Annotated in this window: 16 protein-coding genes; 12 read left to right on the top strand and 4 right to left on the bottom strand. The window is 58.3% G+C overall.

The window, feature by feature from the left end; translation table 11 throughout:
• Positions 1-34: 34 nt before the first annotated feature.
• Positions 35-1,030, bottom strand: a complete 996-nt coding sequence (locus ACOZJV_RS24890) for a tyrosine-type recombinase/integrase (RefSeq protein WP_421548724.1) — start codon at positions 1,028-1,030, stop codon at positions 35-37.
• 168 nt (positions 1,031-1,198) lie between these two features.
• On the opposite strand from ACOZJV_RS24890, the gene ACOZJV_RS24885 reads away from it, so the two are divergent.
• Together ACOZJV_RS24885 and ACOZJV_RS24880 are read left to right on the top strand one after the other, a co-directional pair.
• A complete protein-coding gene (locus ACOZJV_RS24885; protein ID WP_421548723.1) occupies positions 1,199-1,843 on the top strand; it encodes an MBL fold metallo-hydrolase in 645 nt (214 codons plus the stop codon).
• Between the two features lie 111 nt (positions 1,844-1,954).
• Positions 1,955-2,683, top strand: coding sequence for an OmpA family protein (locus ACOZJV_RS24880; protein ID WP_078472409.1), 729 nt, complete (start codon positions 1,955-1,957; stop codon positions 2,681-2,683).
• 81 nt (positions 2,684-2,764) lie between these two features.
• Here ACOZJV_RS24880 and ACOZJV_RS24875 read toward each other — a convergent pair whose 3' ends face one another.
• Positions 2,765-3,199 carry a YhcB family protein gene (locus tag ACOZJV_RS24875; protein ID WP_020297572.1) on the bottom strand — a complete coding sequence of 145 codons (435 nt, stop codon included), beginning with the start codon at positions 3,197-3,199 and terminating at the stop codon, positions 2,765-2,767.
• A gap of 144 nt (positions 3,200-3,343) precedes the next feature.
• Here ACOZJV_RS24875 and ACOZJV_RS24870 point away from each other — a divergent pair, with 144 nt between their 5' ends.
• From ACOZJV_RS24870 to zapE, 3 genes are all read left to right on the top strand, one after another.
• A complete protein-coding gene (locus ACOZJV_RS24870) occupies positions 3,344-3,973 on the top strand; it encodes an alpha/beta hydrolase (RefSeq protein WP_421548805.1) in 630 nt (209 codons plus the stop codon).
• Positions 3,974-3,997: 24 nt separating this feature from the next.
• A complete protein-coding gene (locus tag ACOZJV_RS24865) occupies positions 3,998-5,353 on the top strand; it encodes a tryptophan--tRNA ligase (protein WP_421548722.1) in 1,356 nt (451 codons plus the stop codon).
• Between the two features lie 88 nt (positions 5,354-5,441).
• Positions 5,442-6,536 (top strand): cell division protein ZapE, encoded by a 1,095-nt coding sequence (gene zapE / locus ACOZJV_RS24860; protein ID WP_020297569.1) that lies wholly within the window; start codon positions 5,442-5,444, stop codon positions 6,534-6,536.
• A 49-nt stretch (positions 6,537-6,585) separates the two neighbouring features.
• Here the strand turns inward: zapE and ACOZJV_RS24855 are convergent, their stop codons facing one another.
• Positions 6,586-7,485: a GlxA family transcriptional regulator gene (locus ACOZJV_RS24855; protein WP_177326784.1), complete on the bottom strand. Its 900-nt coding sequence runs from the start codon at positions 7,483-7,485 to the stop codon at positions 6,586-6,588.
• Positions 7,486-7,729: 244 nt separating this feature from the next.
• On the opposite strand from ACOZJV_RS24855, the gene ACOZJV_RS24850 reads away from it, so the two are divergent.
• Positions 7,730-8,866 carry an acyl-CoA dehydrogenase family protein gene (locus ACOZJV_RS24850; RefSeq protein ID WP_078472406.1) on the top strand — a complete coding sequence of 379 codons (1,137 nt, stop codon included), beginning with the start codon at positions 7,730-7,732 and terminating at the stop codon, positions 8,864-8,866.
• 75 nt (positions 8,867-8,941) lie between these two features.
• Here the strand turns inward: ACOZJV_RS24850 and ACOZJV_RS24845 are convergent, their stop codons facing one another.
• A complete protein-coding gene (locus ACOZJV_RS24845) occupies positions 8,942-9,982 on the bottom strand; it encodes an NADP(H)-dependent aldo-keto reductase (RefSeq protein WP_421548721.1) in 1,041 nt (346 codons plus the stop codon).
• A gap of 247 nt (positions 9,983-10,229) precedes the next feature.
• Between ACOZJV_RS24845 and rplM the strand changes: the two genes are divergently transcribed.
• From rplM to ACOZJV_RS24815, 6 genes are all read left to right on the top strand, one after another.
• The gene (gene rplM / locus ACOZJV_RS24840; protein WP_020297565.1) at positions 10,230-10,658 is read left to right on the top strand and encodes a 50S ribosomal protein L13; all 429 of its coding nucleotides are present in this window, start codon (positions 10,230-10,232) and stop codon (positions 10,656-10,658) included.
• 14 nt (positions 10,659-10,672) lie between these two features.
• On the top strand, positions 10,673-11,065 hold the full coding sequence (gene rpsI, locus ACOZJV_RS24835) for a 30S ribosomal protein S9 (RefSeq protein ID WP_003205364.1): 393 nt from the start codon (positions 10,673-10,675) through the stop codon (positions 11,063-11,065).
• A gap of 253 nt (positions 11,066-11,318) precedes the next feature.
• Positions 11,319-11,912: a ubiquinol-cytochrome c reductase iron-sulfur subunit gene (gene petA / locus ACOZJV_RS24830; protein WP_020297564.1), complete on the top strand. Its 594-nt coding sequence runs from the start codon at positions 11,319-11,321 to the stop codon at positions 11,910-11,912.
• A complete protein-coding gene (locus ACOZJV_RS24825; RefSeq protein ID WP_020297563.1) occupies positions 11,912-13,123 on the top strand; it encodes a cytochrome b in 1,212 nt (403 codons plus the stop codon). Before petA ends, ACOZJV_RS24825 begins: the two co-directional genes overlap by 1 nt.
• Entirely contained in the window at positions 13,123-13,902 is a 780-nt protein-coding gene (locus ACOZJV_RS24820) for a cytochrome c1 (protein ID WP_020297562.1), read from the top strand. The genes ACOZJV_RS24825 and ACOZJV_RS24820 overlap by 1 nt, the downstream gene beginning before the upstream one ends.
• A gap of 150 nt (positions 13,903-14,052) precedes the next feature.
• Positions 14,053-14,670 carry a glutathione S-transferase N-terminal domain-containing protein gene (locus ACOZJV_RS24815; protein WP_020297561.1) on the top strand — a complete coding sequence of 206 codons (618 nt, stop codon included), beginning with the start codon at positions 14,053-14,055 and terminating at the stop codon, positions 14,668-14,670.
• The last annotated feature ends 4 nt before the right edge of the window (positions 14,671-14,674 follow it).

Raw genomic sequence — 14,674 nt, 5'->3', positions numbered from 1 at the left:
GTTGGCCAGCAACTCATAATCAGCGAGCCTAGTACTAAGTCAGCTTCTTGGCTAAGTCCTCCGTTTTTGGATGGTAATATCGCATCAGCATGCGCGTATCCTGATGGCCAGTAATCTTGGTCAGTTCGTGCAGTGGGAATACTTCAGCTAGACGCGACGTCGCCTCATGGCGAAGATCGTGGAAGCGCAAATTCACCAGGAAAAGATCGGCCTTGATGTGTTTGGCGATCTTGTCCTGTGAGAGTTTATTGTGTTTGAGGTGAAGGGATAGACCTTCCGTGTAGGCGTTTCGTGCATCGATGATAGCATTCGCGAATGCTTTGGTGATTGAGTCGGGTCTGCTCCGAAAACAGCGGCCATCTTCTCGCTGACCAAGATTACGCAATATGTCTACTGCCTTGCTGGAGAGAGGAACGCCACGGGAAGAGCCGTTCTTGGTCATCGGCAGCAGAGCAACTCGTTTTTCTAGATTGACGTTAGCGCTTTGCAGGCCAGTTATTTCACTGCGGCGCATCGCTGTTTCTACTGCGAAAGTTATGATTTTGGGTAGCTCGGTCGAGCGAGAGTAGCGGCAAATCATTTCGAGCTCGTCTACGTGCTCGTACAGCAGCTTCCCGCCTTTTTGCGTCCATACATCAGCGCTAAGAATCCGTCGCTCGCGTGAGTCGTCAACGCTAGGTTGGCGGATGAGTTCGACCGGATTGGTCAGTGACTCCATACGCCACTCTTTTCGGGCGATGGTGAATACGTGAGAGATCAAGGCGAGTTCACGGCGCACCGTGGCGGGGGCCAGGCCCTCCTCGATGCGACTATCACGGTAAATCGCCATATCGGAGCCGCGAATGCTGGCAAGCGAGCGCAGGGCCATTGGATGACGTTGCATAGCCTGGATGCGCGACAGCTCGGATGCACTACTGCGTTTTTTGCAGGTTATCTCCTTGGCGTACAGCTCTAACGCGCTGGCGAAGGAGGTCGCTTCAGCCTCGCTACGGCTGACAAATACTCCAGCATCCATTTCACGCTCAATCATGGTCGCCCAGGTTTTTGCCTCTAGCTGGGTATTGAATGTGCGTGTCTGTTGGGGCCACCCTTTACGTCTGATTTGAGCGTGCCACTGGTGGGGGCCTTTCTTCCTAAACGTCGCCATCGCTTCTTCGCACTGTGCCAAAAATGTGCCATTAACTTTACAGGAACACCCATGGAAGCCTCAAAGCCCTTGCTCATCCGCGAAACCTTCCCCGTCGGTCCTTTGCAGTGCAACTGCACGATCATCGGCGATCCGGTCACGAAAAAAGCGATCGTCGTCGATCCTGGCGGCAATCATGAGCTGATTCTGGCGCGGCTCGATGCCTTGGGTCTCAAGGTGGTGAGCATCATCCATACCCATGCTCACCTGGATCATTTCCTGGCCTCGGGGCAGTTGAAGGAAAAGACCGGCGCGACCCTGCATCTGCACAAGGAGGACCAGTTCCTCTGGGACAACCTGGAGATGCAATGCAGCATGTTTGGCGTGCCTTACACGCCCGTGCCGGCGCCGGATCGCTGGCTGGCCGATGATGAGGAGTTGGCCTGTGGCTGTGGCGTGGCGCTGCACACGCCGGGGCATACGCCAGGTTCCATGAGCTTTTGGTTTTCTGAGGCTAAGCTGTTGATTGCCGGTGACACCCTGTTCAAGCGTGGGGTCGGGCGTACGGACTTATGGGGCGGCGATCAGGCCACCATCGTGCGTTCGATCAAGCAGCGTCTGTACACCCTCGATGAAGAGGCGACGGTGGTGACCGGGCATGGTCCAGACACCCGCCTGGGCGATGAGATGCGTGAAAATCCCTTTGTTCGGGCCTGATGTTTTGCAGGGGTGTTGATGGAATTTTTGCCATTTGTCGCGTTCCAACGCCAGCAAAGGTCCATTGCCAACGTCCGCTGCACCACAGAATGCAAAAAGTAGGAGCTTTCCATGTTCACCTCGCGTCGTTTAATTATTGCCGCTACCGCTGTGGCCTTGTTGTCTGGCTGTGCTTCGCCTAATCCGTATGACAACCAGGGGCAGGCCGACGGTTCCACGGGCATGAGCAAGACTGCGAAATACGGCGGTCTCGGTGCCTTGGCGGGCGCCTTGGCCGGTGCCGCCATCGATCACAATAACCGTGGCAAGGGCGCGCTGATTGGTGCCGCCGTAGTGGGGGCTTCCGCTGCGGGTTATGGCTACTACGCCGACCAGCAGGAAAAGAAACTGCGCGCCAGCATGGCCAATACGGGGGTTGAAGTGCAGCGCCAGGGCGATCAGATCAAGCTGATCATGCCGGGCAACATTACCTTCGCCACCGATTCGGCGAACATCGCCCCCAGCTTCTATCAGCCGCTGAACAACCTGGCCAACTCGCTGCGTGAGTTCAACCAGAATCAGATCGAGATTGTCGGCTACACCGACAGCACCGGCAGCCGTCAGCACAACATGGATCTGTCTCAGCGTCGTGCACAGAGCGTAGCGACCTACCTGACCTCGCAAGGTGTCAGCGGTGCCAACCTGTCGGCGCGCGGTGCCGGCCCCGACAACCCGATTGCCAGCAACGCCGATGTCAACGGTCGCGCGCAGAACCGTCGAGTCGAGGTCAACCTCAAGGCGATTCCTGGCCAGCAGTATCAGCAGCCGGGCCAGCAAGGGCAGCAATACCAGCAGTACTGAGTGCGCGCTTGAGTACCGGCGAGGCATAAAAAAGCCCGCCCGTTCCATTGAGGAGCGGGCGGGCTTTTTAGTGTCCGAGTCTTACTTTCTCAGACCGTAATGCTCATCGAGCATGCCGGGGGCATTGGGTGTTTTTGGGGCGTAGTCGCGCGGTGGTTCCTGGTCGCGCGGAGGTGTCAGGCGCTCCCGTGGAGCCTGTACCGAGTCGGAGTGCAGGGCGGCCAGCAGGCGTTGGCGAGTCAGTTCGTCCAGGGCCAGGCGGTTGGCACCCTCGGCGAGATGGTCTTGCACTTCCTGATAGCTCTGAGTGAGCTTTTTCACCAGGGTTGCGGTGCTGTTGAAGTGGGTGACCACTTCGTTCTGATAATTGTCAAAACGTTCCTGAATATCATCCAGCTGACGTTGCGTGCGGTTAGGCGCGGCATTCGGCAGCAGGCGAGCGACCAGAAATCCAATGGCGACACCGGCAACCAGGGCAAGAGTCGGCAACAACCAAACTAAGAGCGAGTGTTCCACGAGTCCTTCCTCTATAAACGGCTTTGCTTTACGTTAACGGCTCGAACCTGCGCTGTATACCGCGATTCACTCGCAATAGATTGGCACAGACAATTTGCTAGACGAGTCGACCCCCTTCGAGGTCACGGAGTTCCTTCCTTGCTAATGCGTGAAACCCCTGTAGTGATTGATGGCCCTGTCGGCCAACTGGAAGCCCTGTATCTGGATGTGCCCGATGCCCGTGGCGTGGCGCTGATCTGTCACCCCAACCCGGTACAGGGCGGCACCATGCTCAATAAGGTGGTGTCGACGTTACAGCGCACCGCACGCGATGCCGGGTTGATTACCTTGCGTTTCAACTATCGGGGAGTGGGTGCAAGCGCAGGCACCCATGACATGGGCACTGGTGAAGTTGACGACGCCCAGGCCGCAGCCCGGTGGTTGCGGGCCAAGCACCCCGAGCTGCCGATGACGCTGCTCGGCTTCTCCTTCGGCGGTTTTGTCGCGGCCAGCCTTGGCGGCCGCCTGGAAGCCGGTGGTGAGCAGCTCAAGCACCTGTTCATGGTGGCCGCTGCGGTTATGCGCCTGAGCGATGCCGACCAGTTGCCCCAAGCCTGCCCACTGACCCTTATCCAGCCGGAAACCGACGAAGTCATCGACCCGCAAACCGTCTATGACTGGTCCGCCGCGCTCAAGCGCCCCCATGAGCTGCTGAAAGTGGCAGAATGCGGACACTTTTTTCATGGCAAGCTCACCGATCTGAAAGATCTGGTGCTGCCGCGTCTCTCGAATTGATAGCTGTCTGATAAGCGATTACCCATGACTACTCGTACGCGCATCCTTACCGGCATCACCACCACCGGCACGCCGCACCTGGGCAACTACGCAGGTGCCATCCGTCCGGCGATCCTTGCCAGCCGCGACAGCAATGCCGATTCGTTCTACTTCCTGGCCGACTACCACGCCCTGATCAAGTGCGATGACCCGCTGCGCATCCAGCGCTCGCGCCTGGAAATCGCCGCGACCTGGCTGGCCGGTGGCCTGGATGTGGAGCGCGTGACTTTTTATCGCCAGTCGGACATCCCGGAAATCCCCGAGCTGACCTGGCTGCTGACCTGCGTTGCGGCCAAGGGCCTGCTCAACCGTGCGCATGCCTACAAGGCGTCGGTGGACAAGAATGTCGAGTCCGGTGAAGACCCGGATGCCGGTATCACCATGGGCCTCTACAGCTACCCAGTGCTGATGGCGGCGGACATCCTGATGTTCAATGCGCACAAAGTGCCGGTGGGTCGCGATCAGATTCAGCACGTGGAAATGGCCCGCGACATCGGCCAGCGCTTCAACCATCTGTTCGGACAGGGCAAAGAATTCTTCACCATGCCCGAGGCGCTGATTGAAGAAAGTGTCGCCACCTTGCCCGGCCTCGACGGTCGCAAGATGTCCAAGAGCTATGACAACACCATCCCGTTGTTCACCAGCGCCAAGGACATGAAGGACGCCATCTCGCGCATCGTCACCGACTCCCGCGCCCCGGGCGAAGCCAAGGATCCGGACAACTCGCACCTGTTCACGTTGTTCCAGGCCTTCGCCACGCCCGCGCAGGCGGACGAATTCCGTGGCGAACTGCTGCAGGGCCTGGGTTGGGGTGAAGCCAAGAACCGTCTGTTCCAATTGCTGGACGGCGAGCTGGGTGAGGCTCGCGAGCGCTATCACCAGTTGATCGAGCGCCCGTCGGACCTGGAAGACATCCTGCAAATCGGCGCCAGGAAAGCCCGCGCCGTGGCCACGCCGTTCCTGAACGAGTTGCGTGAAGCCGTCGGCCTGCGTTCCTTTGTAAACCAGGTACAAGTCGCAGCAACCGGTAAGAAAAAAGCCGCCAAGGCCGCAAGATTTGTCAGCTTCCGTGAAGACGACGGTAGCTTCCGCTTCCGCCTGCTGGCGGCGGACGGTGAGCAGTTGCTGCTGTCGCGCAACTTTGCCGACGGCAAGGCCGCAGGCGCTGCGACCAAGCAGTTGCAGTCGGGCCAGGCACTGGATGTGCGCAGCGATGCGCTGAGCTTCAGCCTGTGGCTGGGCGGCGAACATGTAGCTGACAGCCCGGCTTTTGCCGATGTGGGCGCGCGTGATGCGGCCATCGCGGAACTGCGGATTGCTCTGACCCCCGCGCAGGACTAATCGGAATCTTCCCGACCAAGGGCTGATTGCCATTCCCCAGGGCCGTCGCTACAGTGACGGCCCGTTTTTGTTGCCTTGCTAACGAATTATGACGCCCCTAGAACGATATCAAGCTGATCTGAAACGCCCTGACTTCTTCCACGACGCGGCGCAGGAAACTGCCGTACGCCATTTGCAGCGCCTGTACGACGATCTGGTCGCGGCTTCGCAAAACAAGCCGGGGCTGTTGGGCAAACTGTTTGGCAAGAAGGATCAGACGCCGGTCAAAGGTCTGTATTTCTGGGGTGGCGTCGGTCGCGGCAAGACCTATCTGGTCGACACCTTTTTCGAAGCCTTGCCGTTCAAGGAAAAAACCCGCACGCACTTTCACCGTTTCATGAAGCGTGTGCACGAAGAGATGAAGACCCTGGGCGGCGAAAAGAACCCGCTGACCATCATCGCCAAGCGTTTTTCCGATGAGTCGCGGGTGATCTGCTTCGATGAATTCTTCGTCTCCGACATCACCGATGCCATGATCCTCGGCACCCTGATGGAAGAGCTGTTCCGCAACGGCGTGACCCTGGTTGCAACCTCGAACATCGTGCCCGACGGTTTGTACAAGGACGGCCTGCAGCGTGCGCGCTTCCTGCCAGCCATCGCCTTGATCAAGCAGAACACCGAGATCGTCAACGTCGACAGTGGCGTCGACTATCGCCTGCGGCACCTCGAACAAGCCGAGCTGTTCCACTTCCCGCTGGACGAAGTGGCTCAGGAAAGCCTGCGCAAGAGCTTCCGCGCCCTCACGCCGGAATGCACCCAGGCGGTGGAAAACGACGTGCTGATAATCGAGAACCGCGAAATCCGTGCCTTGCGCACCTGTGATGACGTGGCCTGGTTTGATTTCCGCGAGTTGTGCGACGGCCCGCGTAGCCAGAACGATTACATCGAGCTGGGCAAGATTTTCCACGCGGTGCTGCTCAGCGGCGTCGAGCAGATGAGTGTGACCACTGACGATATTGCCCGGCGCTTTATCAACATGGTCGACGAATTCTACGACCGCAACGTCAAGCTGATCATCTCGGCCGAGGTCGAGCTCAAGGACCTGTACACCGGCGGTCGCCTGAACTTCGAGTTCCAGCGCACCCTTAGCCGGCTGCTGGAGATGCAATCCCACGAGTTCCTCTCGCGGGCGCACAAACCGTAGGTTGCTGCCGCATACAAGAAGGGCCTGCACATTGCAGGCCCTTTTTCATTTATGCGGCTTGTTGCTGGAACTGCTGTCGGTACTGGTTGGGCGACAGTTCGGTGTGCTGGCGGAACAGGCGGGCAAAGAAGCTCGCATCGTCGTAGCCCACCTCGTAACTGATGGTCTTGATGCTTTTGCGGGTGCCAGAGAGCAAGCCCTTGGCGGTTTCGATGCGCAGCCGTTGCAGGTAATGCAGGGGCTTGTCGCCGGTGGCGGTCTGGAAGCGGCGCATGAAGTTGCGGATGCTCATGCCGTGTTCCCGTGCCACGTCTTCGAATCGGAATTTGTCGGCGAAGTGTTCCTCGAGCCAGTGCTGGATCTGCAGGATGATCACGTCCTGATGCAGTTTCTGGCCGCCGAAGCCGATGCGCCCCGGGGCATAGTTGCGCTGCACCTCATACAGAATGTCGCGCGCCACGGCCTGGGCCACGTTAGCGCCGCAGAAGCGCTCGATCAGGTAGATGTACAAGTCGCAGGCTGAGGTGGTGCCGCCGGCGCAGTACAAGTTGTCGGCGTCGGTCAGGTGCTTGTCCTGATTGAGCTGGACCTTGGGGAAGCGTTCGCTGAAGGCATTGAAGAAGCGCCAGTAGGTGGTGGCCTCCTTGCCATCGAGCAGGCCGGCTTCGGCCAGCCAGAACACTCCGGTGGCTTCGCCGCAGAGTACGGCGCCGCGGGCATGCTGCTGGCGCAGCCAGGGCAGGATTTGTGGGTAGCGTTGGCACAGGGATTCGAAATCATCCCAGAAGGCCGGGAGGATGATCACATCGGTATCTTCCAGGCCGCCGTCCACCGGCATGATCACATCGCTGAAGCTGCATACCGGCTTGCCATCGGGGCTGACCAGGCGGGTCTCGAACGCCGGGGTCAGGCCTTGGCCAAGCTGTTTGCCATAGCGCAGGCTGGCCAAGTGGAAGAAGTCTTTGGCTTGCATGAGGGTAGAGGCGAAAACCCGGTCGATAGCCAGGATGCTGACGCGCCGCAAGGGCGTAGAGGTTTGGTTAGACATAAATTCAATTGTTCTTATAGGGGAAAGTGGTCACCAGACGGCTGGATCGTCTTATTTTTTGTCGGATGTGTCCAGTGTCCTGTCGTGAGGTCGCGGCTTAGGCTCTTTGAGCCTTATCCAATCAACAATAATCACAGGTGGCTGCATGATCCCCAGAACCTTGTTCAATTCCGACCACGAACTCTTTCGCGACAGCGTGCGCACCTTCCTGGAAAAGGAAGCCGTGCCGTTTCACGGCGAGTGGGAAAAGCAGGGCTATATCGATCGCCAGCTGTGGAACAAGGCGGGTGAGGCGGGGATGTTGTGCTCGCACATTCCCGAGGTGTACGGCGGCCTGGATGCCGACTTTCTGTACAGCGCCGTGGTTATCGAAGAGGTAGGGCGCCTGGGGCTGACGGGCATCGGTTTTTCCCTGCACTCGGATATTGTCGCGCCCTACATCCTGCATTACGGCAGTGAGGCACTGAAGCACAAATACCTGCCAAAGCTGGTCTCGGGCGAGATGGTCACGGCGATTGCCATGACTGAGCCAGGTGCGGGTTCCGACTTGCAGGGGGTGAAGACCACGGCTGTGCTGGAGGGCGATGAATATGTCATCAATGGCTCGAAGACCTTTATCACCAACGGTTTTCTCGCCGATCTGGTGATTGTGGTGGCCAAGACCGATCCCAAGGCTGGCGCCAAGGGCACCAGCCTGTTCCTGGTGGAGGCCAGCACGCCGGGTTTCTCCAAGGGCAAACGTCTGGAGAAGGTCGGGATGAAAGCCCAGGACACCTCGGAGCTGTTCTTCCAGGATGTTCGTGTACCCAAGGAAAACCTGCTGGGCCAGGCCGGGATGGGGTTTGCCTACCTGATGCAGGAATTGCCCCAGGAGCGCCTGACGGTGGCCATCGGCGGCCTGGCCTCGGCCGAGGCGGCGCTGCAGTGGACCCTGGACTACACCCGCGAACGCAAGGCTTTCGGCAAGGCAATCGCCGACTTCCAGAACACTCGCTTCAAGCTGGCGGAGATGGCGACCGAAATTCAGATTGGCCGGGTGTTTGTCGATCGCTGCCTGGAGTTGCACCTGCAAGGCAAGCTGGATGTGCCCACGGCGGCCATGGCCAAGTACTGGGGGACCGACCTGCAGTGCAAGGTGCTCGACGAGTGCGTGCAGTTGCACGGCGGCTACGGGTTCATGTGGGAGTACCCGGTGGCCCGGGCTTGGGCCGATGCCCGGGTGCAGAGGATTTATGCCGGGACCAACGAGATCATGAAAGAGATCATCGCCCGTTCCCTTTAAGGGGCGGCCTGCCCGCGATTGGGCTGGCGCGGTCCGGCAGGCTGCCGGACGCTCCCCGTCGCAGGCAGGTGAGGCTCAAGGGGCGGGGTTTGGGTGATCCTTGTGGATCGCCTCGATCCCGGCCAGGACCTCGTCCGACAGCTTCAGCTGAAAGCTGGCGATGTTGCTGTCGAGTTGCTCAAGGGTGGTCGCGCCAATGATGTTGCTGGTCACGAATGGCTGCTGCGTGACAAAGGCCAGGGCCATTTGCGCCGGGTCCAGGCCGTGTTCGCGGGCCAGGGCCACATAGCGGCTGCAGGCAGCTTCCGATTGGGCGTTGAAGTAGCGACTGAAGCGGCTGTAGAGGCTCAGGCGGCCTTTGGCAGGGCGTGCGCCATTCTCGTACTTGCCCGACAGGAAACCGAACGCCAGCGGCGAATAGGCCAACAGGCCGCACTGTTCGCGAATGGCAATTTCCGCAAGGCCTACTTCAAAGCTGCGGTTGAGCAGGTTGTACGGGTTCTGGATCGACACTGCGCGCGGCCAGCCGCGGCTTTCGGCCAGGGCCAGAAATTTCATGGTGCCCCATGGGGTTTCGTTGGACAGGCCGATATGGCGGATCTTGCCGGCCTTGACCTGTTCATCCAGGGCTTCGAGGGTTTCCTCCAGCGGGGTGAAGTCTTCATCGGCCTGGTGCTTGTAGCCGAGCTGGCCGAAAAAGTTGGTGCTGCGCTCCGGCCAGTGCAATTGATACAGGTCGATCCAGTCGGTCTGCAGGCGCTTGAGGCTGGCGTCCACCGCTTCGACGATGTGTTTGCGGTTGTGCTTGAGTTGCTTGTCGCGAATGTAGTCGATGGTGTTGCCCGGCCCGGCGATCTTGCTGGCCAGGATCCAGTCGGCGCGATCGCCGCGGGTCTTGAACCAGTTGCCGATGTAACGCTCGGTGGTGGCGTAGGTTTCGGCCTTGGGCGGTACCGGGTACATCTCGGCGGTGTCGATGAAATTGATGCCGGCGCTCTTTGCGCGTTCGATCTGGGCAAAGGCCTCGGTTTCGCTGTTCTGCTCGCCCCAGGTCATGGTTCCCAGACAGATCGCGCTCACATTCAGATCGGTTCGGCCCAGCTGTCGATAATCCATCGGGTACTCCTTTGGGGAAAACAATCATAAAAGCAGGTTGAATTTTTTTTCGCAATCTGCATAATTGCGCACCTCTTTCTGCAGTGGAAGTGATGCGCCGCCTGCCGAAGAATCTTGCCGTTGAACGGACGCGCTGACCCGAGCCCCCGATAGCGTCTGTATCCGGCTGCCTTTGACTTGTCAAAGTACGCACTATTCAGTAAGATCCGCCGTCTAATTTACAGGGCGGCCCCTGAGGCTATAAAGAATGAAAACTTTTACTGCTAAACCGGAAACAGTAAAGCGCGACTGGTTTGTCGTCGACGCTGCTGGTCAGACCCTGGGTCGTCTGGCCACCGAGATCGCGAGCCGTCTGCGTGGCAAGCACAAGCCTGAGTACACTCCTCACGTTGACACCGGCGACTACATCGTCGTTATCAATGCTGAGCAGATCCGTGTAACAGGTGCTAAAACCACCGATAAAATGTACTACTCCCACTCCGGTTTCCCGGGCGGCATCAAGTCCATCAGCTTCGATAAGCTGATCGCTAAAGCCCCTGAGCGCGTGATCGAGACTGCGGTCAAAGGCATGCTGCCTAAGAACCCGCTGGGTCGCGACATGTACCGTAAGCTGAAAGTCTATGCGGGCGCTGCTCACCCTCATACTGCTCAGCAGCCCCAAGAACTGAAGTTTTAACGGAATAGTTCATTATGTCGGCGACTCAAAATTACGGCACTGGCCGTCGCAAAACCGCAACCGCACGCGTTTTCCTGCGTCCGGGCACTGGTAACATCTCGATCAACAACCGCTCCCTGGACAACTTCTTCGGTCGCGAAACTGCCCGCATGGTAGTTCGTCAGCCGCTGGAATTGACCGAGACCGTTGAAAAGTTCGACATCTACGTCACCGTTATCGGTGGCGGTGTAAGTGGTCAAGCTGGCGCAATCCGCCACGGCATCACTCGCGCTCTGATGGACTACGACGAAACTCTGCGCGGTGCACTGCGCAAAGCTGGCTTCGTAACTCGCGACGCCCGTGAAGTTGAACGTAAGAAAGTTGGTCTGCGTAAAGCGCGTAAGCGTCCGCAGTACTCGAAGCGTTAATTCGCTCTCGCGTTCAAAAACGCCCAGTCTCCTCGCGGAGCTGGGCGTTTTTTATGGGCGCAGATTTTTGGTGTGACAACTTGCCACATCCGTAGAGGCCCTATACTACAAGGCTTGGCGCTAGGTCCGCCTAGTAATTACCTTGTCAGAGTAGGGGCTTTTCATTACCATTCGGCAAAATTTTTATAAGTTCAGATTTTTACTTAGTAGATGCCTGATTTAACAGGCCACAAAGCTGATGGGAGAGGACTGAATGAGCAATGACGGCGTGAATACAGGCCGGCGTCGCTTCCTTGTAGCAGCCACATCCGTGGTGGGTGCTGCAGGAGCGGTGGGGGCTGCGGTCCCGTTCGTGGGGTCATGGTTTCCCAGTGCCAAGGCGAAAGCCGCAGGTGCACCGGTGAAAGTGAATGTCAGCAAAATCGATCCAGGTCAGCAGATGATTGCTGAGTGGCGCGGTCAGCCGGTGTTCATTGTCCGCCGTACGCAGGAAATCCTGGGAAATCTGAAAAAGATCGAGGGTCAGCTGTCTGACCCGGACTCCAAGAATTCGGAACAGCCAACCTACGTCGACCCGGAGGTGCGCTCGATCAAGCCAGAGATTCTGCTGCTGATCGGTATCTGCACTCACCTGGGCTGTTCGCCAACCTTCCGTCCAGAGGTGGCACCTGCGGATCTGGGCAAGGACTGGGTGGGTGGCTATTTCTGCCCATGCCACGGTTCCCACTACGATCTGGCTGGCCGCGTCTACAAGTCGCAACCTGCGCCTTTGAACCTGCCAGTTCCCCCGCATTCCTATGAGTCGGACGACATCATTGTCATCGGCGTCGACACGGAGAAAGCGTGATGAGCAAGTTCATGGATTGGGTTGATGCACGCTTTCCCGCGACCAAAATGTGGGAAGACCATCTCAGCAAGTATTACGCTCCGAAGAACTTCAACTTCTTCTACTTCTTTGGCTCCCTCGCACTGTTGGTTCTGGTCAACCAGATCGTCACCGGTGTGTGGTTGACCATGAGCTACACCCCTTCGGCGGAGGAGGCGTTCGCTTCCGTTGAATACATCATGCGTGACGTGGAGTACGGCTCGATCCTGCGCCTGCTGCACTCCACCGGCGCCTCGGCGTTTTTCATCGTGGTCTACCTGCACATGTTCCGTGGGTTGCTCTACGGCTCGTACCAGAAGCCGCGGGAGCTGGTATGGCTGTTCGGCATGCTGATCTACCTGGCGCTGATGGCAGAGGCCTTCATGGGCTACCTGCTGCCTTGGGGCCAGATGTCCTACTGGGGCGCCCAGGTGATCATCTCGCTGTTCGGCGCGATCCCGGTCATCGGTAACGACCTGACCCAGTGGATCCGTGGTGACTACCTGATTTCCGGTATTACCCTGAACCGCTTCTTCGCGTTGCACGTGGTGGCCTTGCCGATCGTGATTCTCGGCCTGGTGGTGCTGCACGTGCTGGCGTTGCATGAAGTCGGCTCGAACAACCCGGATGGTGTGGATATCAAGAAGCACAAGGACGAAAACGGCGTACCGCTGGACGGCATTGCCTTCCACCCGTACTACACCGTGAAAGATATCGTCGGCGTGGTGGTGTTCCTGTTCATCTTCTGCACCATCGTGTTCTTCTTCCCGGAAATGGGCGGCTATTTCCTCGAGAAGCCGAACTTCGAAGTGGCTAACGCCTTCAAGACCCCTGAGCACATTGCCCCGGTTTGGTACTTCACGCCGTTCTACGCGATTCTGCGTGCGGTGCCGGACAAGCTCCTGGGTGTCATCGCCATGGGCGCTGCGATCGCTGTTCTCTTCGTCCTGCCTTGGCTTGACCGCAGTCCGGTCAAATCCATGCGCTACAAGGGCATGCTGAGCAAGATCTGGCTGTGGGTGTTCTGCATCTCGTTCGTGATCCTGGGTGTCCTGGGTGTTCTGGCGCCGACTCCGGGTCGTACGCTGCTGTCGCAGGTATGTACGTTCCTGTACTTCGCCTACTTCATTCTGATGCCGTTCTACACCAGGCTCGAGAAGACCAAACCGGTTCCGGAAAGGGTGACTGGCTGATGAAAAAGCTATTTGCTGTACTGATTCTTGCTGCTTTGCCTATGTTGTCCTTCGCGGCCGAGCATGGTCCTGAGCTGGAAAAAGTCGATATCGACGTCTCGGACAAAGCGGCCATGCAAGACGGCGCACGTACGTTCGCCAACTACTGCATGGGCTGCCACAGCGCCAAGTTCCAACGCTATGAGCGCGTCGCGGATGACCTGGGTATCCCCCATGATCTGATGCTGAGCAACCTGGTGTTCACCGGTGCCAAAATCGGTGACCACATGAGCATCGGCATGCAGCCTTCCGATGCCAAGGCATGGTTTGGTGCGGCGCCGCCGGACCTGACCCTAGTGGCTCGTGTTCGCGGTACCGACTGGCTCTATGGCTACCTGAAATCGTTCTACGAAGATCCGGCGCGTCCTTGGGGTGTGAACAACAAGGTGTTCCCGAACGTCGGCATGCCTAACGTGCTGGTTGGCCTGCAAGGTCGCCAGGTCGTCGGCTGCAAACAGGTGCAGATTGTCGAAGACGGCAAGAAGCAATATGACCCGCTGACCGGGACCCCGCTGACTCACGAAGCCTGTGATCAACTGACCATCGTGCCGAAAACAGGTGCGCTGACAGAAGAGCAGTTCGACGAGAAGGTCAAAAACCTAGTAACCTTCCTGGCTTACTCGGCCAACCCGGTAAAACTGCAGCATCAGCGTATCGGCACTTATGTGTTGTTGTACCTGGCCTTCTTCTTCGTATTCGCCTACTTGCTCAAGCGCGAATACTGGAAGGACGTTCATTGATAAAGCTGTAAGCAACTGCTGTTAATCGTGCGCGCCCAAGGGCGTCTCTGAAGGTGTAACGGTCTGGGTCATCCAGGAGTTACGGGAGACGCCCTCTGGGCGCGCTCGTTTTTCTGCTCCCGATAATTTCAACAAGCGAGGAGGATCGCCATGGGCGTGACCAATCGGTTGGCCTGTTACTCCGACCCCGCCGACCACTATTCCCACCGAGTACGCATTGTGCTCGCAGAGAAGGGTGTCAGCGCCGAGATCATTAGTGTGGAGGCGGGCCGTCAGCCGCCGAAGCTGATCGAAGTGAACCCTTACGGGAGCTTGCCCACCCTGGTCGATCGTGACCTGGCGTTGTGGGAATCGACCGTCGTGATGGAATATTTGGATGAGCGTTACCCGCATCCGCCTTTGCTGCCGGTTTATCCGGTGGCTCGTGCCAATAGTCGTCTGCTGATTCATCGCATTCAGCGCGATTGGTGTGGTTTGGTGGATCTGATTCTGGATTCACGCAGCAAGGAAGCGGCTCGCGTGCAGGCTCGTAAAGAGCTGCGCGAGAGCCTGACCGGGGTTTCTCCGCTGTTCGCGGACAAGCCGTTTTTCCTCAGTGAGGAACAAAGCCTGGTGGATTGCTGCCTATTACCAATACTCTGGAGGCTGCCGATCCTGGGTATTGAATTGCCGCGGCCAGCCAAGCCGCTGCTTGATTATATGGAGCGCCAGTTTGCGCGTGAGGCTTTCCAGGCGAGTCTGTCTGGTGTCGAACGCGACATGCGCTAAGGCT

It is taken from the genome of Pseudomonas sp. QD4, from assembly GCF_049199125.1.
Classification (GTDB): Bacteria; Pseudomonadota; Gammaproteobacteria; order Pseudomonadales; family Pseudomonadaceae; genus Aquipseudomonas.
Note: the sequence above shows the minus strand (reverse complement) of the source record. Positions and strands in the feature narration are given on the sequence as shown.

Excerpts from the sequence above, each read along its gene's own strand:
- ACOZJV_RS24890 (WP_421548724.1), bottom strand. The coding sequence starts at position 1,030 with ATGATTGAGCGTGAAATGGATGCTGGAGTATTTGTCAGCCGTAGCGAG.
- ACOZJV_RS24885 (WP_421548723.1), top strand. The coding sequence starts at position 1,199 with ATGGAAGCCTCAAAGCCCTTGCTCATCCGCGAAACCTTCCCCGTCGGT.
- ACOZJV_RS24880 (WP_078472409.1), top strand. The coding sequence starts at position 1,955 with ATGTTCACCTCGCGTCGTTTAATTATTGCCGCTACCGCTGTGGCCTTG.
- ACOZJV_RS24870 (WP_421548805.1), top strand. The coding sequence starts at position 3,344 with ATGCGTGAAACCCCTGTAGTGATTGATGGCCCTGTCGGCCAACTGGAA.
- ACOZJV_RS24865 (WP_421548722.1), top strand. The coding sequence starts at position 3,998 with ATGACTACTCGTACGCGCATCCTTACCGGCATCACCACCACCGGCACG.
- zapE (WP_020297569.1), top strand. The coding sequence starts at position 5,442 with ATGACGCCCCTAGAACGATATCAAGCTGATCTGAAACGCCCTGACTTC.
- ACOZJV_RS24850 (WP_078472406.1), top strand. The coding sequence starts at position 7,730 with ATGATCCCCAGAACCTTGTTCAATTCCGACCACGAACTCTTTCGCGAC.
- ACOZJV_RS24845 (WP_421548721.1), bottom strand. The coding sequence starts at position 9,982 with ATGGATTATCGACAGCTGGGCCGAACCGATCTGAATGTGAGCGCGATC.
- rplM (WP_020297565.1), top strand. The coding sequence starts at position 10,230 with ATGAAAACTTTTACTGCTAAACCGGAAACAGTAAAGCGCGACTGGTTT.
- rpsI (WP_003205364.1), top strand. The coding sequence starts at position 10,673 with ATGTCGGCGACTCAAAATTACGGCACTGGCCGTCGCAAAACCGCAACC.
- petA (WP_020297564.1), top strand. The coding sequence starts at position 11,319 with ATGAGCAATGACGGCGTGAATACAGGCCGGCGTCGCTTCCTTGTAGCA.
- ACOZJV_RS24825 (WP_020297563.1), top strand. The coding sequence starts at position 11,912 with ATGAGCAAGTTCATGGATTGGGTTGATGCACGCTTTCCCGCGACCAAA.
- ACOZJV_RS24820 (WP_020297562.1), top strand. The coding sequence starts at position 13,123 with ATGAAAAAGCTATTTGCTGTACTGATTCTTGCTGCTTTGCCTATGTTG.
- ACOZJV_RS24815 (WP_020297561.1), top strand. The coding sequence starts at position 14,053 with ATGGGCGTGACCAATCGGTTGGCCTGTTACTCCGACCCCGCCGACCAC.